Origin of the sequence: Thioalkalivibrio sp. AKL19 (assembly GCF_000420165.1) — a bacterium.
Classification (GTDB): Bacteria; Pseudomonadota; Gammaproteobacteria; order Ectothiorhodospirales; family Ectothiorhodospiraceae; genus Thioalkalivibrio.
The window spans coordinates 1-21,391 of record NZ_ATUK01000010.1; the positions used below are offsets into that span (position 1 = coordinate 1).

Sequence of the window (21,391 nt, forward strand, 5' to 3'; positions counted from 1 at the left end):
CACCTGGACGAGCTGCTGCAGGCCAACCAAGCGTTACTGACGGTCTACCTCTTACGCGACGAACTCAAGAGACTGTGGTTCCAGCGCAGCCCCGAGCGGACGCACCAGGCGTGGCGGCAATGGGTGCAGCAAGCGCACGAGAGCGGAATCCAGGCCCTGCAGCGCTTCGCACGCCTGCTGGAGCCCTACCTGCCCGGCATCGTCTCGCGCTGCCGCCACCGGCTGAACACCAGCGTCGTCGAGGGCATTAACAACACGATCAAGGTCATCAAGCGTCGGGCCTATGGCTATCGCGACCAGGAATACTTCTTCCTCAAAATCCGCGCAGCCTTCCCCGGTAATGCTCGATGAACCAAAAAAAAGCCCCGCCAGTAATTTACCGGCGGGGCCTACCGTTCCTAAGAATGGCACACAGGATGGTATATATGGCGTTTTTTCCCTATAACTTCCTGATTTTCTGGGGTGTTTGGTGGAGCGGAGGAGGATCGAACTCCCGACCTTCGCATTGCGAACGCGACGCTCTCCCAGCTGAGCTACCGCCCCAAACAGGACGCGCATTCTAGCAACTCCGCAGGGCGGCGGGAAGCCCTGTCCGCACGACGATCGGCGCCAGCGCTTCGCCCGCGGAATTGTCTTTTTCGAGCGACACGTCACGGACGCCGGAGTTGGACCCGGTCTAGCATTGGGGCATGTCCGCCACCTACCTCAAGCACCGCGGGGCGACCGGCCCCGTCCCCCGGTCCGCCCGGCACGCGACGGGACGACCCGCCGCGGGGTCGATATACTCCCCGGCATGAGCTTGTCCGTTCGCATCCTGGGCGCCAGTGGCGGCATCGGCCCGGGCCGGCGCACCACGTCCATCCTCATCGACGACGACATCCTGATCGATGCCGGCAGTGGCGTGGGCGACCTGAGCCTGGATGAACTACGCCGCATCCGGCACGTGTTCCTCACCCATTCCCATCTGGACCATATCGCCTTCCTGCCCATGCTGGCGGACATGGTCTACAGCCCGAATGCCCCGCCCATCCAGGTGCATGGTCTGCCGGCCACACTCAAGGCGCTTTGCGACCACGTGTTCAACTGGGTGATCTGGCCGGACTTCACGCGGCTGCCCCGTCCTGACCAGCCCCTGATCCGGCTGGAATCGCTCCAGCCCGGTCAGACCATCGCCGCCAACCATCGCGAGATCCACGTGCTGCCGGCCCGGCATACCGTGCCGGCGGTCGGCTACAGCGTGACCAACCACGACGGCGCGGCCTTCGCCTTCAGCGGCGATACCACCTCATCGCATCAACTCTGGCCAGCCCTCAACGCCCTGCCCCATCTCGACCTGCTGATGATCGAGACCGGCCTCCCGGACGAGATGGAGGGCATGGCCGACCTGGCCAAGCACTACACGCCGCAGCATCTGGGCGAGGACCTTGCCCTGCTGGAACACCGCCCGCGCATCGCCATCACCCACCTCAAGCCCGGCCATGAGCAGGCCATCCGCCAGCAACTGGCTCGCTCGCCCCACCATGACGGCATGATCTTCCTGCACGGGGACGAGCGCTTCGAACTCGGCGCGCATTCATAACCAGGCCGGGGCCCCTGGCTGTTCCGCGCGTGCGGCCGTTACCCGCGTTCACACGGCTGTAACATGGCTGTTATCTAATGCCGACCAGGCAATCACGAGACAGCGCCATGGCCACTCGAATTCTGCTGGTGGAGGATGACGCGGCAATCCGCGAGATGCTGCAGCTGCCATTCCAGAAGGCGGGCTACGAGGTCCGCGAGGCCGGCGACGTGCGCAGCGCGAAATCCCTGCTGCTGGAAGACCCGCCGGACCTGATCCTGCTCGACTGGATGCTGCCCGACATCAGTGGCATCGACTGGGCGCGCACCCTCAAGGCCAGCCCCGTCACCAAGGACATCCCGCTGATCATGCTGACCGCGCGGGGCGAGGAAGAAGACCGGGTGCGCGGCCTGGACGTAGGCGCCGACGACTACGTGACCAAGCCGTTCTCGCCTCGCGAGCTGGTCGCGCGCATGAAGGCCGTGCTGCGCCGTACCTCCCCGACCACCAGCGAGGAACCCATCGAGATCGAGGGGCTGCGCCTGGACCCGGTCTCACATCGCATTACCGGTAACGGCGAGGCCATCAGCATGGGCCCGACCGAGTACAACCTGCTGCACTTCTTCATGACCCATCAGGACCGCGTATTCAGCCGCGAACAGCTGCTGGACAAGGTCTGGGGCACCAACGTGTACGTGGAAGAACGCACGGTGGACGTGCACATCCGCCGCCTGCGCAAGGCGCTGGCCGACTCCGGCCATGACCATCTGGTGCAAACCGTGCGCGGTTCGGGGTACCGTTTCTCGCCAACTCCCTGACGCTCGGCGGTCCCCGTGCAGCCCCGCAAGACCTGGCCCGACATCCTCATCACCAGCCTGCTGATCGCGCTACCCATCCTGGCGCTGGGCTGGGCCACCGGCCAGTTCTGGCCCACGGTGGCCTTTCTGCTGGGCGCGGCGCTGGCGTGGAACATTGCCAACCTGCTGTGGCTGGAGACCTGGCTGCGCCGCGGCGGGCGTGCCGAACCGCCCGACGTGCGCGGCCTGTGGGGGGTAATCTTCGACCACCTCTACCGCCGCCGCAAACGCCACGAGAACCGTGTGCACCGCCTGCGCCAGCTGCTCGAGCGCTACCGCGACTCCGCCAAGGCCATGCCGGATGCCGTGGTCGTGCTGAACGACGACCTGCGCATCGAGTGGCTCAACGACATGGCCTGCCAGCTCCTGGGTCTCCACTGGCCGCGCGACGAGGGCCAGCGCATCACCCACCTGCTGCGCCACCCGGAATTCCTGACCTTCATGGAGCGCGCTCGCGAATCCCTGGCCCGCGTCACAGTCCCCTCGCCACTGGATGACGAACGCCAGCTGGAGATGCGCATGCTGCCCTACGGCGATGCGCAGTACCTCCTGCTGGCGCGCGACACCACCCACCTGCATCGCCTGGAAGTCATGCGTCGCGACTTCATCGCCAACGTCTCGCACGAGCTGCGCACACCCCTCACCGTGCTCTATGGGGTTACCGAGACGCTCGAGGATGAACTCGAGAACCAGCCCGAACTGGCGCGCTCGGTGCAGATGCTGCGCGAACAGTCCGAACGCATGAAACTGCTGGTGGACGATCTGCTGCTGCTCTCGCGCCTGGAGACCGGCGAAACCACCGGCCCGCAGGACTGGTTCAACCCGTTTCCGCTGCTCCGGAAGCTGGCGGACGAGGCGCGGGTCCTGTCCGGGTCGGAGGGGCACGAGATCGTGCTCGAGGCCGACCCCGACCTGGAGTTCCAGGGCAACCCGGACGAGCTGCGCTCGGCCTGCGCCAACCTGCTGTTCAATGCCGTGAAATACACCCCCGGCGGGACCACCATCACCCTGCGCTGGCGCGCGGACGACGACGGCGCACGCCTGATCGTCGAGGACACCGGGCCGGGCATCGCCAGCCATCACCTGGGGCGCCTGACCGAACGTTTCTATCGCGTGGATGCCGGACGCACCCAGTCACGCGGCGGGACAGGCCTGGGGCTGGCCATCGTCAAACATGTCCTCGCCCGCCACGAAGGCCACCTCGCCATCGAGAGCCAGGTTGGCCAGGGCAGCCGCTTCACCTGCCTGTTCCCGTTGTCCCGCATCCGTAAGCAGGAAGCCACCGCCCTGCCCAGCTAGTGTCATCGCACGGGCCCGGCGCACCAAACCGCGACACGAGTAGAACGGCCCAATGGGCGGCTTGAAGGGCCGGCACCGCAAACCATCGTTCGCCAGATCCCCGAACGCCCGGGCAAATCCAGCCGATTGCCGCGTCGCTTCGCTCCTCGCAATGACCTGTCTGGACCCGCGTCATTGCGAGCGCAGGGAAGCAATCTCCCGGGCGAGCAAGGCGCCAGAGCCTCCGGTCCGGCCGAATCTCCACCCACCGTTACAGCACGATGGGCGTGGCCCGCCAGATGTCACACCGCTGTCATGTGGCCGTCACGCAACTGCAAGCACGGCTCCGGATAATCCCGCATCAAGGACCGACCGATCGGCTACGAACAAACCTCAAAGCAAGCACCAGGGAGTACACCCATGCTGTTCAAGCGCACAATTCTTGCCGCAGCCGCGGCCGCCGCCCTCGCCATCACCCCGGCGATGGCCGACGTGGACCCCAACCTGCCGGCCTACCAGACCGTCAGCGGGATCTCCGGCAACCTGTCCAGCGAAGGCTCGGACACCCTGAACAACCTGATGGCGCTGTGGGCCGAGGAGTTCCAGGACTTCTACCCGAACGTGAACATCCAGATCCAGGGCGCCGGCACGTCCACCGCCCCGCCCGCCCTGACCGAGGGCACCGCCGATTTCGGCCCGATGTCCCGCATGCCCCGCGACAGCGAGCAGGCGTCCTTCGAGGAACGCCACGGCTACGAGATGACCCTGGTCCCCGTGGCGATCGACTCCATCGCGGTCTACGTCAACCGGGACAACCCGGTCGAGGGGATGACCATCCAGGACGTGGATGCCGTGTTCTCCTCCACCCGGCGCTGCGGTGGTGCCGACGACATTACCCGCTGGGGCCAGCTCGGCCTGGAAGGCTCCTGGGTCAACCGCGACATCACCATCTACGGGCGTAACGCGGTCTCCGGAACCTACGGCTACTTCCGCCAGCACGCCCTGTGCGACGGCGACTTCAAGAACGCCGTGAACGAACAGCCCGGGTCCGCCTCGGTGGTCCAGGGTGTCGCCGAGTCCCTCAACGGCATCGGCTACTCCGGCATCGGCTACCTGACTTCCGGCGTGCGCACTGTTCCCCTGGGCGAAAACGAAGGCGAATACTTCGAACCGACCGGGGAGAACGCCGCCTCGGGTGACTACCCGCTGTCCCGCTTCCTTTACGTTGCGGTCAACAAGCACCCGGAAGACGGACTCGCCCCGCGTCAGGCCGAGTTCCTGAAGATGGTGCTGTCGAAGGAAGGCCAGGAGGTGGTCGTGCGTGACGGGTTCGTCCCGCTGCCCGAGACCGTCGCCCAGCGCCAGCGCGAGGCCCTCGGCCTGTAGACCCTGCCTGCAGGCGAACGCCCCTGCCCGCATCGAGCTCTGGCAGGGCTTCGCCCCCAAGGCAGTCCTCGCGAGGATTATCGGCCTCGGCCAGGACCAGAAGGCCCGGACTCTGTCCGGGCCTTTTTTGTGCAGCCATCCCAACAGGGGGGCGTTCAAACAGCCGTCACACGGCTGTAACGGTTCTGTCACGAAGCGCCCGTAGCATGCGGGCCATCTCAAGCCTTCCGCCTGTCGACCCCCCGGGGGACCCCGAATGTCCGGACTCCACGCGATCTCCACCCTTGGCCGCTTCCAGCGCTGGCGCCGGGCCAAGGACACCTCGGCGCGCTACCTGATCGGCTTTTTTGGCGTGGCGGTCGTCGGCGCGCTGACCCTGATGTTCGTCTACCTCCTGAGCGAGACGCTGCCCATGTTCCTGGGTGCGGAGATCGAGGAACGCACGCAGTACAACGCGCCCGGCGGCGCCGACACCGGGACCATCCACCTGGCCGTGAACCGGCACCGGGAGCTGGCCGTGCGCCTGACCGAAGACCGTCGGGCGATCTTCTTCCGCCCGGACAGCGGCGACATCGTGGAGGAGCAGACCCTGCCGATCCCCGAGGACGCCCGGGTCACCAGCTTCACCGCCGCCGAACCGCGCACCCGACTGGTCGCGATCGGACTGAACAACGGTCAGGTCCTCGCCATCGAGTACGAATACAACGAACGCTTCACCCCCGAAGGCCGCGCCTACGATCCCGGCCTGGTCTACCCACTGGGGGACGAGAGCTCGTCCCTGCTGGATGTGGATGGCGACGGCCAGCCCATCGAGGTCGTCGGCATCCAGCGCGGCTCCAGCGGCGTCCGCGTCGCAGCGGCCACGGCCGACGGCCGGTTGCGCCTGGTGAACTTCGAGGAACGGACCTCGATGATGACCGGCGAGGTCGAAGTGCGCCGCTCGGCGCATGACCTCCCGTCCCTGCCGGATGGGGCGACGGCATCGCGCATCCTGCTGGACATCACCGGCCGCAACATGCTGGTGGGCGACAACCAGGGGCGGCTGCATTTCTACGACATCTCCAACCCGCGAAACGCCCAGCGAGTCGACACCCAGCGCGTGATCCACGGCGAGGATGCCGAGGTCACCTCGCTGGAGTATCTGCTCGGAACCGTATCGGTGATCGTCGGCGGCTCGGACGGCTCCGTCGCGCAATACATGCTGGTGCGCGACGACGACAACGTGAACCGCATCACCCGCGTGCGCGAGTTCCCCCGCCACGCCGCCGCGGTGACCAACATCCAGCCGGAGTACATCCGCAAGGGCTTCGCCACCGCCGACGCCAGCGGCGCCCTGGCCGTGCACTACCCCACTTCTCAGCGCACACTGGTCCAGCACCAGGTCGGCGATACGCCCCTGCACCGGGTCTACATGGACCCGCGCAACCGCCTGCTGGTCGCGATCGACACCGACGAGACCTGGACCCTGCACCGGCTCTCGAATCCCCACCCGGAGGTCTCCCTCCACGTCCTGTGGCAGAAGGTCTGGTACGAGGGCCGATCCGAGGGTGATTACGTCTGGCAGTCGTCCTCCGCCACCGACGAATTCGAGCCCAAGTTCTCCCTGGTGCCGCTGACCCTCGGCACGGTGAAGGCCGCGTTCTACGCCATGCTGTTCGCCACCCCGCTGGCGATCATGGGGGCGATCTACAGCGCCTACTTCATGTCCAGCCGCATGCGCAGCCTGACCAAGCCCAGCATCGAGCTGATGGAGGCCCTGCCGACCGTCATCCTGGGCTTCCTAGCCGGGCTCTGGCTGGCCCCCTACATCGAGTCCAACCTGCCCGCAGTCGCCAGCATCCTGGTCCTGATGCCGGTAATGATGCTGGTCGTCGCCTTCGTCTGGACCCGCCTGCTGCCGGACGGCGTGCGCCGCGTGATCCCCGCCGGCTGGGAGGCCGCGGTGCTGATCCCGGTGGTGATCCTGGTGGGCTGGTTCTCCGCGTCGATGAGCCCGTTGATCGAGGTCTGGCTGTTCAACGGCGACGCCCGCCAGTGGCTGACCGACGCCGGCTACACCTACGACCAGCGCAACGCCCTGGTAATCGGCATCGCGATGGGCTTCGCGGTGATCCCGACCATCTACTCGATCTCCGAGGACGCCGTATTCAACGTGCCCAAGCACCTGACCCAGGGCTCGCTGGCGCTGGGGGCCACCCCGTGGCAGACGGTGGTACGGGTGGTCCTGCTGACTGCCAGCCCCGGCATCTTCTCGGCCGTCATGATCGGCTTCGGGCGCGCCGTCGGCGAGACCATGATCGTGCTGATGGCGACCGGGAACTCGCCGGTGGTCAATTTCAACATCTTCGAGGGCATGCGCACGCTCTCCGCCAACATCGCGGTGGAAATGCCCGAAACCGCGGTAGGCGGCACGCACTACCGCATTCTGTTCCTCGCCGCCCTGGTGCTGTTCGCGCTGACGTTCCTGGTGAACACGGTCGCCGAGATCGTGCGCCAGCGCCTGCGCAACAAGTACAGCTCCCTCTAAACCGCATCGACGACAGGCTCCGATCCGATGAATAAATGGTTCAAAACGGGCACCCCCTGGATCTGGCTCAACGCGGGCGCCGTGGCGGTGTCCCTGACGATGGTCTTCGGGCTGATCCTGATGATTGCGGTCAACGGGCTGTCGTTCTTCTGGCCCTCGGATGTCATCGAATTCGAGTACCGGACCAGCCAGGAGGCCGAGCCGGCGCGCGTGATGGGCGAGTTGTCGCGCTCCGAGACGATGACCGCCCAGGCCATGCGCGAATCGGGCTTCGATGTCCCCGAAGGTCAGGAGATCGTGGTCCGGCACCTGGTCAAGCGCGGCAACCGCGATGTCGACTCGCGCGACTTCCGCTGGTATGTCGAGGACTTCATGTCGGAGTGGGAGCGCCCCCGCGACGCCGTGGTGCTCGAACGCCTGCAATGGGGCAATTTCTACGGCTACATCCGCGAGTTCCGGATCGACGGCGAAGTCGTCGCCGAGGGGGCCGAGGCGCGCGCGGCCTTCGAACAGCGCATCCCCGAAACCCGCTCCCTGGTCCAGCAGATCGAGCGCATCGAACGGGTCGAGATTGGCCGGGTGAATTTCGCCCTGGAACAGGTACGCCTGGCCGAGCGCGGCCTTGAACGGGACGAGACCCTGTCCGAGGAAGCGCGCGCCCAGCGCCACGAAGAGCTCCAGCAAGAGCGCGAGGCACTGGACGCGGACTACCGCGAGCTCGAGGCCGAGCGCAACCGCCTGCGTGAGGAAGTCGGGCGTTACGCGCTCACCCTGCAGACCGCGGACGGCCGGCGCTCCAGCATCGACCTGTCCCAGGTGGTAAATGCCTGGTGGCCGAACGACATGAGCATCCCGCAGAAGCTCGGCCACTACGTGGTCACCTTCTGGGACTTCATGACCGGCTTCCCGCGCGAGGCCAACACCGAGGGGGGGATCCTGCCGGCCATCTTCGGCACCGTGCTCATGGTGCTGCTGATGTCCATCGTGGTAACCCCGTTCGGCGTGCTCGCGGCCATCTATCTGCGCGAGTACGCCAAACAGGGGCCGCTGGTGCGCACCATCCGCATCTCGGTGAACAACCTGGCCGGGGTGCCGTCGATCGTGTTCGGCGTATTCGGGCTCGGCTTCTTCGTCTACCTGATCGGCGGCAATATCGACCAGATCTTCTTCCAGGATGCCCTGCCCTCGCCGACCTTCGGCTCGCCGGCGATCATCTGGGCCTCGCTGACCCTGGCATTGCTGACGCTGCCGGTGGTGATCGTCTCCACCGAGGAAGGCCTGACCCGCATTGGCAGCAGCATCCGGCACGGCTCGCTGGCCCTGGGCGCCACCAAGGCCGAGACGCTATGGCGGTTGATCGTGCCGCTGTCCGCCCCCGCGATGATGACCGGCCTGATCCTGGCCGTGGCGCGCGCGGCCGGCGAGGTGGCCCCGCTCATGCTGGTGGGCGTGGTCAAGCTGGCCCCCAACCTGCCGATGGACGGGAACTTCCCCTACCTGCACCTCGACCGCGCGTTCATGCATCTCGGCTATCACATCTACGACGTCGGCTTCAAAAGCCCGAATGTCGAGGCCGGCCGCCCGCTGGTCTACGCCACCGCGCTGGTCCTGGTGCTGCTGATCATCGTGCTCAACCTCACCGCGATCTCCATCCGCAACCACCTGCGCGAGAAATACCGCGCCGACAGCGACTGAGACACGACATGCAGAACGTTTCTCACACGCAACGTCATTGCGATGCCCCGCAGGAGTCGCGGCAACCTCGCGACGCAACCCCGGACGTCCGTCGGGCCCGGCGCCCGGGCCACCCACGGAGATCGCCACGGCGCTGCGCGCCTCGCGATGACGTTGCTTTTCCGTACCCTCGCAATGACGGGATGCGCCGAACCCCATTCCCCATGGAGTACCCGAAATGAGTGACACCCAGACCCACGCCGTCAACGTGGCCCAGAACAATCAGGCACCGCGCGGCCTGAGCCTCGACCGCGAGGACATCTGCCTCACCGCGGAGGACCTCAAGCTCTTTTACGGCGAGGACCAGGCGCTCAAGGGGATCGACATCCGCATCCCGAAGAACCGCATCACCGCGTTCATCGGACCGTCCGGGTGCGGCAAGTCCACGTTCCTGCGCTGCTTCAACCGCATGAACGATCTGATCGACGCCGCCCGCATCGAGGGCACCATCCGTCTGGACGGCGAGGACATCTACGACAAGAACGTGGATATCCCCGAGCTGCGCCGCCGTGTGGGTATGGTCTTCCAGAAGCCGAACCCGTTCCCCAAGTCGATCTACGAGAACGTGGCCTACGGCCTGCGTCTGCAGGGCGTGAAGAACCGCCGCAAGCTGGACGAGGTGGTGGAAAAGTCGCTCAAACGCGCCGCGCTGTGGGACGAGGTCAAGGACCGCCTGCACGAGAACGCCTTCGGCCTGTCCGGCGGCCAGCAGCAGCGCCTGGTGATTGCCCGCGCCATCGCGATCGACCCCGAGGTCCTGCTGCTGGACGAGCCCTGCTCGGCGCTGGACCCGCTGGCGACACTGAAGATCGAGGAGTTGATGATCGAGCTGAAGAAGGACTACACGCTGGTCATCGTCACCCACAACATGCAGCAGGCCGCGCGTGTCTCCGACTACACCGCCTTCATGTACATGGGCGAGCTGATCGAATACGCCGACACCGACACCCTGTTCACCTCGCCCGCGAAAAAGCAGACCGAGGACTACATCACCGGCCGCTTCGGCTGAGGGAGACATTGAATGATGGACAAGAGCTTCTTCAAGCAGCACATCTCGCAGCAGTTCAACGCCGAACTGGAAGACATCATCAAGCAAGTGATGGCCATGGGCGGCCTGGTCGAGCAGCAACTCGCCGATGCCATCCACGCGATGGTCGAAGGGGACGTCGAACTCGCCGAGAAGGTGATGACCTCGGATTACCAGGTCAACGCCAAGGAGGTCGAGATCGACGAGGAATGCACCCACATCCTCGCGCGGCGCCAGCCCACCGCCTCCGACCTGCGCCTGGTGATCGCCGTGATCAAGACCATCACCGACCTCGAACGCATGGGTGACGAGGCCGAACGGGTCGGCCGCATGGGCCTGCACCTGCTGGACGCGGACCGCAACAGCGCCCCGATGGCGGACATCGCGAGCATGGGCGAACACGCCCGCGAGATGACCCGAGGTGCGCTGGACGCCTTTGCCCGCATGGATGTCGATCAGGCCGTGCGCGTGGCCCAGCTGGATATCCAGATCGACAGCCTGTACGAGACCATCACCCAGAAGCTGATGAAGCAGATGACCGCCTCGCCGGACTCCGTACCGCGCCTGATGGACATCATCTGGGCCACCCGCTCCCTGGAGCGTATCGGCGATCGCGCGCGCAACATCTGCGAATACGTCGTCTACTTCGTCAAGGGCAAGGACGTGCGCCACACCAGCTACGAACAGATGGCCGAGGAGGCCACCGGCGACCGTCACTGAACCCGGTCGGAGCCACCGCGCGCATCGCCAGACGGGGATCCACCGCCACCTGCGCGGCCGTTTGCCATGTCCGCCAATCCCCGCTTGAATGGGGCTATGCGGAAAGGCGGCCCTTCCAGTGTGTCACGCCCCCTCCTCGCCTGGCTGGCCGGAGGGCTTTTCATTCCGTTCGTCACGGCCACCCTGGCGCATGCAGCCCCCTCAGGCGCCCCGCAGTCGGCACCAGCCGGTGAACCCTCGCCGGCCGTTGTCGAGCTCCTGCAGCGGGACCAACCGCCGGAAGGCGTGGTCTTCGAGATCATCGAAAACGACCGGGCGGCTTTATCCGCCCTCCTTCCGGAGATTCGCGCCAACATCGCCCACTTGCGCGAACACGACCCGTATTTCCCGGTGGCCATCGTCGCCCACGGGGCGGAACAGTTCACCCTGACGCGCGGCGAGGCCGGGCAGCATCCCGGCCTGCACGCCGAGGTCGAGTCGCTGGTGCGCGACGAAGGGGTCGATGTGTCCGTCTGCGGCACCTTTGCGGACTGGCGTAGCATCGAGGCCGACGCCTTTGCCGAATTCGTCGACGTCGCCGACCTCGCCCCGGACCGCCTCGACGACTACCGCGAACTCGGCTTCGAGATCATCCGCCTGCGCCCCTCCCTGCTCGACGCGCCGGAGGAAGACCCGTGGGAGTTCGACTTCGGCACCCCCTGACCAATCAGCCGAGAGGCCATTTTCACCACGAAGCACACGCAGGCACGAAGAAAGGCCAGGTCAAGGGCGGTTAACAGGAAGACTGAAAGACACGATGGATTGATCGCCCGGGACCCGGCCGAAGCCGCCATCCGTCCAACGCGCGGGCAAAGCCACCCTGTGGGAGCGGGCTTGCCCGCGAAGCCCCTGCCCGCGTTGGCTCGAGCACTCACCTTCACGCCAGCCACCCCGGCTGGTGCCCGGTATTTCGAGTCCGAATCCATGCCCCTCTCGCTCTTCCCATCTTCCCTTCTTCCTGTAGCGGGCTTTTTCGCCTTTGACCTGGCCTTTCGTCGTGCCTTCGTGCGCTTCGTGGTGAAAAACGCCCTTGACCCCGGCATGACTAACGCCGCGGGTTACCAGGATGCTGTAACGGCGTCGGCCTCCTGTGGCATCCTTTCGGCATGCGATTCCTGATCCGAACCTTCTTCCGCGGCGTGCGCCTGATCCTCACCCCGTTCATGCTGATCGGGGAACGCGTCTCGCGCCCGCGCGGCATCGAGCGCGACCCGGCCGAACAGGCCCGGGTCGACGAACAAACCCGCGCGCTGGCGCTTTACCACTTCCCCGCCTGCCCGTTCTGCATCAAGGCCCGGCGCGCGATGCAGCGCCTGTCGCTGGACATCGAACTGCGCAATGCCCAAGCCGCCGGGCCCTGGCGCGAGGAGCTGCAGAACGATGGCGGGCGCCTGCAGGTGCCCTGCCTGCGCATCGAGGAAGACGACGGATCGGTGCGCTGGCTGTACGAATCCGACGCGATCATCCGCTACCTGCGCGACCGCTTCGACCCGGAACAGGCCGGGCAGACACCAGCGACCGACGCCCCGCCGCGCTCCTGACGCGGACCGGCTCGTGGAGGGCCCGACCATGCAGCATCCCGTCCGTCGTTCCCTGCTTGCACTGGTGCTGGCCCTGCCTTTCGCGGCCGCCAGCGCCGAGCCGCGGATCTTCGATGCCCACCTGCACTACCGCCCGGCCGTTGCCGAGCACTTCGGCATCAGCGACGTGGCCCGCACCCTGGCCTCCAACGAGGTCCGCGGCGCCATCGTCATGTCCCCCGAGGACAATCTCATCCGCCGCCTGAAGGCCGGTACCGACACCCGTATCGTCCCGTTCCTGGAGGTCTCGCAGCGTCTGGGCAAGAAGATGGACTGGATGCACGTCGAGGACCTCGGCGAACGCATCGCCCGCATGCTCGATGACTCCGAAGTGAAATGGCACGGGCTGGGCGAGTTCCACATCCTCGCGGACGACCGCTTCGGGCCCGGCCTTGAACAGTTGCTGGATCTGGCCGTCGCCCGCGATTTGACCATCATGATCCACGGCGACCCTGCCGTGATCGATCATGCCTACGCCACTCACCCCGAGGTGCGCATCCTCTGGGCCCACGCCGGCAGCTATGCCTACCCGCCCCTGGTGCAGGATTACCTCGAGCGCCACCCCCGGATGAACATGGACCTGTCCATGCGCAACCCGCGCATCAACCCCGAGGGGCAGATCGACGACGACTGGTTCGAGCTGTTCCTGACCCACCCCGACCGCTTCATGATCGGCGTGGACACCTTCACTGCCACGCGCTGGGCCCAGTACACCCGCCTGAAGGACGAGACCCGCGCGTGGCTGGCCCAGCTTCCCGAGGACGTCGCGCGCGCCATCGCCTTCGAAAACGGCGAACGGCTCTTTCCCGCTCAGTAAGGGCCTTATTCACCACGAAGCCCACGAAAGCACACAGAAGGGCCAGGTCAAGGGCGATTCACAGGAAGGCCAGAAGGTTTGAAGGATGAATCGGCTAAAACCGCCCGGGGCCTGGCCGACGCCGTGATCCGTCCAGCCCGCCGGCCGAGCCCCCTGTGGGAGCGGGCTCGCCCGGGAAGCCCCCGCCCGCGTCCGCTCGAGCACCAGCACTCCCCGTCAGACCGTGCCCGATCCACTACCCGACCAAGATCCCTCCCAATCTCCCCCTCTTCCTGTAGACCGGTTTTCGCCCTTGACCCATCCCTTCTTTGTGCTTTCGTGCACTTCGTGGTGAACCAAGCCTTTCAACCCCACACGCATGAAAAAGCCCGCCACCCCAAAGAGGGATGGCGGGCTCGGCTCCGGGCATCTGATGGTGATCAGACCTTGAACTGACCCACGCGCTGCTGCTGTTCGGAGGCGAGCTTGGACAGCTCCTCGGACGCGTTGCGGATCTGCTCGGAACCGGACGCGGTCTGGTCCAGCACCTCGGTGATATTGGCCACGTTGCGGTTGATCTCCTCGGCCACGGTGGACTGCTCTTCCGCGGCGCTGGCGATCTGCGTGTTCATGTCGCTGATGCGGGTCACCGACTGGGTGATCGCGTTCAGCGACTCTCCGGCCAGATTCACCTGCTCGACACTCTCGTGCGCCTTGGTGCGCCCGTCCTCCATGGCCTGCACCGCCTCGCGCGTGCCGCTTTGAACCCGCTCGATCATCTGCTGGATCTCGTGGGTGGAGTCCTGGGTACGGCTGGCCAGCGTCCGCACCTCGTCCGCCACGACGGCGAAGCCACGGCCCTGCTCGCCGGCACGGGCGGCCTCGATGGCCGCGTTCAGCGCCAGCAGGTTGGTCTGATCGGCGATGTCGCCAATCACCTCGAGGACCTTGTTGATCTCCTCGGCATCCTGCGACAGGCGGCTGACCACTTCCGCGGCGCCGTCGACCTGCGAGGAGAGCCCATTGATCGCGGTGACGGTCTTCTGCACCACCTGCTGGCCGGCATTCGCGTCCTGATCCGTGGTCTGGGCGGCCGCCGCCGCATCCGCCGCGTTGCGCGCGACTTCCTGGACCGTGGCCGTCATCTCGTTCATCGCGGTGGCCACCTGGTCGGTCTCGGCCTTCTGGCGGCGCACCTGCTCGTTGGTTTCCTCGCTGGTCGCGGACAACTCGTTGGCCGCCGCCGCCACCTGGTCGGAACCGGCCGCCACCTGCTGGATCAGGACACGGATCTTCTCGACAAAGCGGTTGAAGGCCAGCGACAGGTCGCCCAGCTCATTCCGGCCGGAAACCTCCAGCTGGCGCGTCAGGTCACCCTCGCCGCTGGCAATGTCATCCAGGCGGGCCACGGTCTGACGCAGCGGACGCACGATGCTGCGCGTCAGGAACCAGGCCAGCAGTGCGCCCAGGACCACGGCGATCACGCCCACCATCACGACCGTACCCGTGGCATTGCGGGTCATGCCGACATAGGCGCTGCGATCGACCATCAGTTCCAGCACGCCCACGGCATCACCGGAGAAATCCCGGACCGGCCGGGCGATCACCGCCACCGGCGTGCCCTGGTAGGTCACATTGCGAACCAGGTGTTCGCCATCGAGCACCTGGCGCATCTCGGCAGCGCTGAAGGTCGCTTCACCCTCGATCGTCCCGCCGAAACGGCTGAACCGACCGTCATCGCGCAGGTACAGCGCGACCGGTGCGCCCAGTTCCTCGGTGAACTGCTCGAAGAAGGGGTCGCCAAACGACAGGCCGAACTCGACCGAGCCGACATGCTCGCCCTCAAAGGCAATCGGGACCACCCCGCGGATACCGAGCCCCGCCACGCCCTCTTCCAGGCCCGAGATCGGTGCCTGGTTACTGTTGGTGTCGACGACCGTCTGGCGAAAACCGGACAGGTCGTCATCGAAACGGTCCGGGCGATGTACCCGCAGGAAGGAGGTCGCCGGCGGCGTATGGAACTGGTACTGGCGCACGCCGTAATCGGTGCTCAGTGACTCGAAACTGGGCACGGTCAGCGCGGAGAGGCGTTCGCGATCGCCCGTGGCCAGCGCCTCCTGGACATCGGGAATACGGGCGACGGTCTCGGCCATCGCCGTGGCCCGCGCCGCTTCCTGGTCCAGCCGGTCCAGCAACTGCCCGGCCAGATCGTTCAGTTCGCGCGCCTCCGCCCGATCCGCCATCGTGCCCAGGGCATTCATCACCACGACCAGGGTCAGCACCACGGCGAGGACCACCACGCCGATGATGCCCACCATAAGCCGTACGCCAATCCGGATATTGTCAAACATGTCTGCGTGTCCTTCCCTGCGCCGGTCAGTGCCGGCATCACAATCGAAAATCAGGCCGTTCGCCTCTCCTAGCGGCGGCGAATCCTAAAACTTGAGCCCCCAGGGATTGCCTTCCCCACAAGATCGCAGGGGACAACACGGCGACGGGCCATTGGCATCGCGCGCCCGGGTATCCCTACAGCAACAAGGCCTCGGCGAAGACGTACACCACGAGGCTGACCAGGACGAGCGCCACCACCGAGAGCAACGCCCCGCCCCGCACCATGTCCAGTACCCGGAGGCGGTTGCTCGCGAACACGATCGCATTGGGCGGCGTGGCCACCGGCAGCATGAAGGCCACCGAGGCCGCGAAGGCCACCGGCAGCGCCAGCATCAGGACCGGTACATCCATGCGCATGGCAAACGCGGTGACCAGCGGCAACAGCGTCGCGGCCGTGGCCGTGTTGCTGGTCACGTGGCTCAGCGTCATGGTCAATAGCGCCACTCCGGCCATGACCAGGATCAACGGCCAGGCCTGCGCGACCACCAGGGCATCCGCCGCCAGTTCCGCCAGCCCACTGGATTCGATGGCCGCGCCCAGGCTGAGCCCCCCCCCGACCAGCAGCAACACGCCCCAGGGCAGCTCGCGGGTATTGTCCCAGGCCAGCAGTCGCCCCTGTTCGGCCGAACCCGACGGGATCAGGAACAAGAGCCCCGCCCCCAGTATCGCGATGCCGGCATCGGTGAGCGTCACCGGCAACCAGTCCTCCAGCAGCGGCCGGGTCAGCCAGGCCAGCGCCACCAGCAGGAATACCGCGGCCACCCGCTTCTCCGCCCGCGACCAGCGCCCCACGGTCGCGCGCTGCTCGTCCAGCAGCGCGCGCAGGCCACTCAGTTCCACCCGGTGCACCGGAAATACCCAGCGGGTCAGCAACCACCAGGCGAGGACCAGCAACGTCGCCGCGAGTGGCAGCCCGAGGGTCATCCACTCCAGAAAGCCGATCTCCATGCCGTGACGATCCCCCAGATAGGCCGCGGTCAGGGCGTTCGGCGGGGACCCGATGATGGTGGCCATGCCGCCGATGTTCGCCGCAAAGGCAATGCCCAGCAGCAGGGCCAGCGCGGGCCGGCGCGCCTCCGCCGTCATCCCCGGGCCCTGCCCGAACGCGCCGCGTTCGATCAGGCCCAGCACGGACAGCGCAATGGGCAGCATCAGCGCCGCGGTCGCGGTATTGCTGACCCACATGGACAGTCCGGCCGTGGCCAGCATGAAGGCCCCCACCAGGATGTGCAGGCGATTCCCGGCGCGCGCCACGATCGCCAGTGCCATGCGCCGATGCAGGTCCCAGCGCTGCACGGCCAGGGCGATGGCAAAGCCGCCCATGAACAGGAAAATGATCGGGTTCGCGTACGGAGCGGTCGCCTCGTCCATCGAGACGATGCCGAGCAGCGGCAGGATGGCAATCGGCAGCAGCGCCGTCACCGGCAACGGCAAGGCCTCGCTGATCCACCAGGTGGCCATGAACAACGTCAGGCCCAACACGTGCCACGCCGCCGGATCAAACCCGGCCGGCACCGGAAACAGCAGGAAGAACACAAAGATCGCCGGACCCAGCAACAGACCGATGCGCCCGCGCCAGTTGACCGGACCCGCCTTTGCCGCATCCGCCTCGCGTTGCCTTTCCGTGTCGTCGGTATCCGCCATGGGCCTCTTTACTCAGCTCGACACAGCCCGGTCAAGACCAACCCGCATCATCGGGAATTGCATCACCCGGGCAACGTGACTATCGTTGACGCGTTATGCGGCGAACCCGCCCCGGGCGCGCCGCCGCTGCAGTTTCTCACGACACTGTCCAAGGAGTCTTTCATGGCCTACGAACTGCCCGATCTGCCCTATGCCAAGAACGCACTGGAGCCGCACATCTCCGCCGAGACGCTGGAATACCATCACGACAAGCACCACGCGACCTACGTGACCAAGCTGAACGGCCTGCTGCCGGGTTCCGAGTTCGAAAACGCCTCGCTGGAAGACATCATCCGGAAGGCCCCGGCCGGCGGCATCTTCAACAACGGCGCCCAGGTCTGGAACCACACCTTCTACTTCAACTGCATGGCCCCGAACGCCGGCGGCGAGCCCTCCGGCAAGCTGGCCGATGCCATCAACAGCGCCTTCGGTTCGTTCGACGCCTTCAAGGAGAAGTTCAACGAATCCGCGGTCGGCAACTTCGGCTCCGGGTGGACCTGGCTGGTGCAGAACGATGACGGCTCGGTGGAGATCGTGAACACCTCCAACGCCGCCAATCCGCTGCGCGACGGCAAGACCCCGCTGCTGACCTGCGATGTCTGGGAACACGCCTACTACATCGACTACCGCAACGCGCGGCCGAAGTACCTCGAGAACTTCTGGGCCGTGGTCAACTGGGACTTTGTGGCCCAGCAGATGAAGTAAAGTCCCAGGCGGACTAGACTAGGCGCCTTTGGCCGCATGACGCGGCCGCGCCTTTCATCGAGCCGGCGGTCCTCCGCCGGCTCTTTGGTTTCGGAGAACCCCATGAACGATGCCCTGCAGAACACCTACAAGCGCCTGCCCGTTGCCTTCGAGCGCGGCGAAGGCGCCTGGCTGTGGGATACCGACGGCAAGCGCTATCTGGACGCCCTGTCCGGCATTGCCGTGTGCGGCCTCGGCCACGCCCACCCCAAGGTGGCCCAGGCCGTCTGTGACCAGGCCAGTACCCTGGTGCACACCTCCAACCTCTACCGCATCCCGCTGCAGGAACAGCTGGCGCGGCGTCTGTGCAAGCTGGCGGGCATGGACCGCGCGTTCTTCTGCAACTCCGGCGCCGAGGCCAACGAGGCGGCGATCAAGCTGGCCCGCCTGCACGGCCGCGCCCGCGGCATTGCCGAGCCGAAAATCGTAGTGATGGAGGGCAGCTTTCATGGCCGCACCATGGCCACGCTCTCGGCCACCGGAAACGCAAAGGTCCGAGCCGGCTTCGAGCCGCTGGTGTCCGGCTTCGTGCACGTGCCGCACGGCGACGCGGAAGCGGTGGAAGCCCTGGCGGCCGATCCCGACGTCGTCGCGATCCTGGTGGAGCCGGTCACCGGCGAGGGCGGTATCCACGTACCACCCCCCGGCTACCTGCGACGCCTGCGCGAGCTGGCCGACCAGAACGGCTGGCTGCTGATGCTGGACGAGATCCAGGCCGGCATCGGCCGCACGGGCTACTGGTTCGCCTTCCAGCACGAGGGCATCACCCCGGACGTGATCAGCCTGGCCAAGGGCCTGGGCAACGGGATCCCCATCGGGGCCAACCTGGTCGCCGGAGCGGCGCGCGAGCTGTTCAGTCCGGGCATGCACGGCACCACCTTCGGCGGCAACCCGCTGGTATGCCGGGCGGCCCTGGCCGTGCTCGACGTCATGCAGGACGAGGCCCTGTGCGAACAGGCCGCCCGCCAGGGCGAATTTCTGCTGGGTCGCCTGCGCGACCGCCTGAGCGATCACCCGGGCGTCGTCGCCGTGCGCGGCCGCGGCCTGATGATCGGCGTCGAGCTGGACCGCCCGGCCGGCGAGTTGGTGATGGCGGCCCTGGAGCGCGGCCTGATCCTGAACGTCACCGCGGACCGGGTGATCCGCCTGTTGCCGCCGCTGATCATCGACGACGACCAGGTGGAACAGATCGCCACCACCGTAGCCGACCTGGTAGATGCCTTCCTCGCATCCCCCCAAGCCAACGAGGTCTCCGCATGACTCCACGCCACTACCTCTCGTTCCTGGATCTCTCCGGCGACGAAACCCGGGCCCTGCTGCAGCGCGCCATCGAGCTCAAGCAGCAGCTGAAGGCGGGCGAGCACCACGACGACCTGCTGCGCGGCAAGACGCTGGGCATGATCTTCGAGAAGTCCTCCACCCGCACCCGCGTGTCGTTCGAGGTGGGCATGCAGCAGTTGGGCGGCAACGCACTGTTCCTGTCCCCGCGCGACACCCAGCTCGGTCGGGGCGAGCCGATCGAGGATACCGCCCGCGTGCTCTCGCGCATGGTCGACTGCGTGATGATCCGCACCTACGAGCACGAGAAGATCGAGCTGTTCGCCAAGCACGCCTCGGTTCCGGTGATCAACGGCCTGACGGATCTGGAACACCCGGCCCAGCTGCTCGCCGACCTGCAGACCTACTTCGAACACCGCGGTGACATCCGCGGCAAGCGCGTAGCCTGGATCGGCGACGGCAACAACATGTGCCACAGCTACATGTACGCCGCCCGCCTGCTGGACTTCCAGCTGGTCGCCGCCTGCCCCGAAGGCTACGACCCGGAACCCAGCGTGGTCGAGACCACGCGCGAGCACTTCGAGCTGACCCGCGATGCCCGTGCCGCCGCCGAAGGCGCGGATCTGGTCGTCACCGACGTCTGGGCCAGCATGGGCCAGGAACAGGAAAAGAGCGCCCGGCGCCAGGCCTTCTCCGGCTTTTTCGTCGATGCCGGCCTGATGCGGCTTGCCAACGACGACGCCCTGTTCATGCACTGCCTGCCGGCGCACCGCGAGGAAGAGGTCTCCACCGACGTCCTGGAAGGCCCGCAAAGCGTCGTCTGGGACGAGGCCGAGAACCGCCTGCACGCCCAGAAGGCCCTGCTGGAATTCCTCATCACGCTCAACGCCGGCCAGCGCACGTCGTAAGGGCGGTTATTCACCACGAAGACACGAAGAAGGACCAGATCAATAGCGGTTAACAGGAAGCCGCGAAGTCAGGAAGATTTATTGATTGGAGTCGGGAAATACTCCAGGACATCGGGGCGGCCGCCATCGTCCACCCTATGCCCGGCGCCCCACTGCAAAAGCCTTCGCGTCTTCCAACCTTCCTGTTACTGCTTTTCGCCCTTGAATCGCTTCGTGGTTGGCTTTACAGCGTTCGGACTCAGGCAGTGGCGCGGCGGGCGTGGAAGCGGCGGCGGGTTCGCCAGCGGTAGACGATGCGCCAGCCGAGCAGGAAGGCGAGGATGGCCGCGTACAGGGCGACCTCGGCGTAGTCGGCCCGGGCCAGCCACAGGAAGTGCAGTACTGCCAGCATGCCGGCCAGATACACGCCGCGGTGCAGCCAGACCCACTTCTTCCTCAGCCAGCGCTGGGCGCCGTCGGTGGAGGTGACCGCCAGCGCCAGCAGGATCAGCCAGGCGGCAAAGCCCACCATCACGAACGGGCGTTCGGTCAGGTCGTAGAGGACCAGCTCCCAGTCGAAGAACAGGTCCACCCCCAGCCAGATCAGGGCGTGTGCGGTGACGTAGCCAAACGCGACCAGCCCCAGCATCCGGCGCAGCCGCACGATCCACGCAAGCCCCTTCATCTGCCGCAACGGCGTCACCGAAAGTGCCACCAGTAACGCGATCATCGCGTGCGTGCCGGAGAGCTCCAGCAGCTTCTCGATCGGATTCACGCCCAGCCCGCCGAATCCGCCCAGCGTGCGCAGGCCGATCCAGAGGGCCGGGAGCAACGAAACCAGCAGCACCGCCCACCAGATACCGCGCGGCGGCCGGGCCCGTGCCCGACGGGTTGAGGCGGTCATGC

19 protein-coding genes and 1 tRNA gene are annotated in these 21,391 nt (G+C 66.4%); 16 read left to right on the top strand and 4 right to left on the bottom strand.

Annotation, left to right across the window (positions count from 1 at the left end; all coding sequences use genetic code 11):
• The coding region (locus F817_RS0101965) for a transposase (RefSeq protein ID WP_196801202.1) at positions 1 to 351 on the top strand (351 nt) is incomplete at its 5' end.
• A 116-nt stretch (positions 352 to 467) separates the two neighbouring features.
• Here the strand turns inward: F817_RS0101965 and F817_RS0101970 are convergent.
• A tRNA-Ala gene (locus F817_RS0101970) sits at positions 468 to 543 on the bottom strand.
• Between the two features lie 250 nt (positions 544 to 793).
• Here F817_RS0101970 and F817_RS0101975 point away from each other — a divergent pair.
• The 12 genes from F817_RS0101975 (at position 794) to F817_RS0102025 (ending at position 13,523) form a co-directional block, all read left to right on the top strand.
• On the top strand, positions 794 to 1,579 hold the full coding sequence (locus tag F817_RS0101975) for a 3',5'-cyclic-nucleotide phosphodiesterase (protein WP_024326068.1): 786 nt from the start codon (positions 794 to 796) through the stop codon (positions 1,577 to 1,579).
• Between the two features lie 107 nt (positions 1,580 to 1,686).
• Positions 1,687 to 2,376: a phosphate regulon transcriptional regulator PhoB gene (gene phoB, locus F817_RS0101980; RefSeq protein WP_024326069.1), complete on the top strand. Its 690-nt coding sequence runs from the start codon at positions 1,687 to 1,689 to the stop codon at positions 2,374 to 2,376.
• 15 nt (positions 2,377 to 2,391) lie between these two features.
• On the top strand, positions 2,392 to 3,714 hold the full coding sequence (gene phoR / locus F817_RS0101985) for a phosphate regulon sensor histidine kinase PhoR (RefSeq protein ID WP_024326070.1): 1,323 nt from the start codon (positions 2,392 to 2,394) through the stop codon (positions 3,712 to 3,714).
• 399 nt (positions 3,715 to 4,113) lie between these two features.
• Positions 4,114 to 5,079, top strand: a complete 966-nt coding sequence (locus F817_RS0101990) for a PstS family phosphate ABC transporter substrate-binding protein (protein WP_024326071.1) — start codon at positions 4,114 to 4,116, stop codon at positions 5,077 to 5,079.
• A 256-nt stretch (positions 5,080 to 5,335) separates the two neighbouring features.
• The gene (locus F817_RS0101995) at positions 5,336 to 7,606 is read left to right on the top strand and encodes an ABC transporter permease subunit (RefSeq protein ID WP_024326072.1); all 2,271 of its coding nucleotides are present in this window, start codon (positions 5,336 to 5,338) and stop codon (positions 7,604 to 7,606) included.
• 27 nt (positions 7,607 to 7,633) lie between these two features.
• Positions 7,634 to 9,301, top strand: a complete 1,668-nt coding sequence (gene pstA / locus F817_RS0102000; protein ID WP_024326073.1) for a phosphate ABC transporter permease PstA — start codon at positions 7,634 to 7,636, stop codon at positions 9,299 to 9,301.
• Positions 9,302 to 9,518: 217 nt separating this feature from the next.
• A complete protein-coding gene (gene pstB / locus F817_RS0102005; protein WP_024326074.1) occupies positions 9,519 to 10,349 on the top strand; it encodes a phosphate ABC transporter ATP-binding protein PstB in 831 nt (276 codons plus the stop codon).
• A 15-nt stretch (positions 10,350 to 10,364) separates the two neighbouring features.
• Positions 10,365 to 11,087, top strand: coding sequence for a phosphate signaling complex protein PhoU (gene phoU / locus F817_RS0102010; protein WP_024326075.1), 723 nt, complete (start codon positions 10,365 to 10,367; stop codon positions 11,085 to 11,087).
• Between the two features lie 162 nt (positions 11,088 to 11,249).
• Positions 11,250 to 11,789, top strand: a complete 540-nt coding sequence (locus tag F817_RS0102015; protein ID WP_369774200.1) for a hypothetical protein — start codon at positions 11,250 to 11,252, stop codon at positions 11,787 to 11,789.
• A 171-nt stretch (positions 11,790 to 11,960) separates the two neighbouring features.
• Complete coding sequence (locus F817_RS14490; protein ID WP_155988428.1) at positions 11,961 to 12,245, top strand: hypothetical protein; 285 nt, start codon at positions 11,961 to 11,963, stop codon at positions 12,243 to 12,245.
• Positions 12,233 to 12,667 carry a glutathione S-transferase N-terminal domain-containing protein gene (locus tag F817_RS0102020; RefSeq protein WP_024326077.1) on the top strand — a complete coding sequence of 145 codons (435 nt, stop codon included), beginning with the start codon at positions 12,233 to 12,235 and terminating at the stop codon, positions 12,665 to 12,667. Before F817_RS14490 ends, F817_RS0102020 begins: the two co-directional genes overlap by 13 nt.
• A 28-nt stretch (positions 12,668 to 12,695) precedes the next feature.
• Positions 12,696 to 13,523: an amidohydrolase family protein gene (locus tag F817_RS0102025; RefSeq protein ID WP_024326078.1), complete on the top strand. Its 828-nt coding sequence runs from the start codon at positions 12,696 to 12,698 to the stop codon at positions 13,521 to 13,523.
• A gap of 419 nt (positions 13,524 to 13,942) precedes the next feature.
• Here F817_RS0102025 and F817_RS0102030 read toward each other — a convergent pair whose 3' ends face one another.
• Both F817_RS0102030 and F817_RS0102035 read right to left on the bottom strand, forming a co-directional pair.
• Positions 13,943 to 15,853, bottom strand: a complete 1,911-nt coding sequence (locus tag F817_RS0102030; RefSeq protein WP_024326079.1) for a methyl-accepting chemotaxis protein — start codon at positions 15,851 to 15,853, stop codon at positions 13,943 to 13,945.
• A 175-nt stretch (positions 15,854 to 16,028) separates the two neighbouring features.
• Positions 16,029 to 17,537 (bottom strand): DASS family sodium-coupled anion symporter, encoded by a 1,509-nt coding sequence (locus tag F817_RS0102035; RefSeq protein WP_024326080.1) that lies wholly within the window; start codon positions 17,535 to 17,537, stop codon positions 16,029 to 16,031.
• 162 nt (positions 17,538 to 17,699) lie between these two features.
• Here F817_RS0102035 and F817_RS0102040 point away from each other — a divergent pair, with 162 nt between their 5' ends.
• The 3 genes from F817_RS0102040 (at position 17,700) to argF (ending at position 20,506) form a co-directional block, all read left to right on the top strand.
• Positions 17,700 to 18,281 carry a superoxide dismutase gene (locus tag F817_RS0102040; protein ID WP_024326081.1) on the top strand — a complete coding sequence of 194 codons (582 nt, stop codon included), beginning with the start codon at positions 17,700 to 17,702 and terminating at the stop codon, positions 18,279 to 18,281.
• A gap of 102 nt (positions 18,282 to 18,383) precedes the next feature.
• Positions 18,384 to 19,580: an acetylornithine transaminase gene (locus F817_RS0102045; protein WP_024326082.1), complete on the top strand. Its 1,197-nt coding sequence runs from the start codon at positions 18,384 to 18,386 to the stop codon at positions 19,578 to 19,580.
• A complete protein-coding gene (argF, locus tag F817_RS0102050) occupies positions 19,577 to 20,506 on the top strand; it encodes an ornithine carbamoyltransferase (protein ID WP_024326083.1) in 930 nt (309 codons plus the stop codon). The genes F817_RS0102045 and argF overlap by 4 nt, the downstream gene beginning before the upstream one ends.
• Before the next feature lie 238 nt (positions 20,507 to 20,744).
• Here argF and F817_RS0102055 read toward each other — a convergent pair whose 3' ends face one another.
• On the bottom strand, positions 20,745 to 21,389 hold the full coding sequence (locus F817_RS0102055) for a sulfite oxidase heme-binding subunit YedZ (RefSeq protein WP_024326084.1): 645 nt from the start codon (positions 21,387 to 21,389) through the stop codon (positions 20,745 to 20,747).
• Positions 21,390 to 21,391 lie beyond the last annotated feature (2 nt).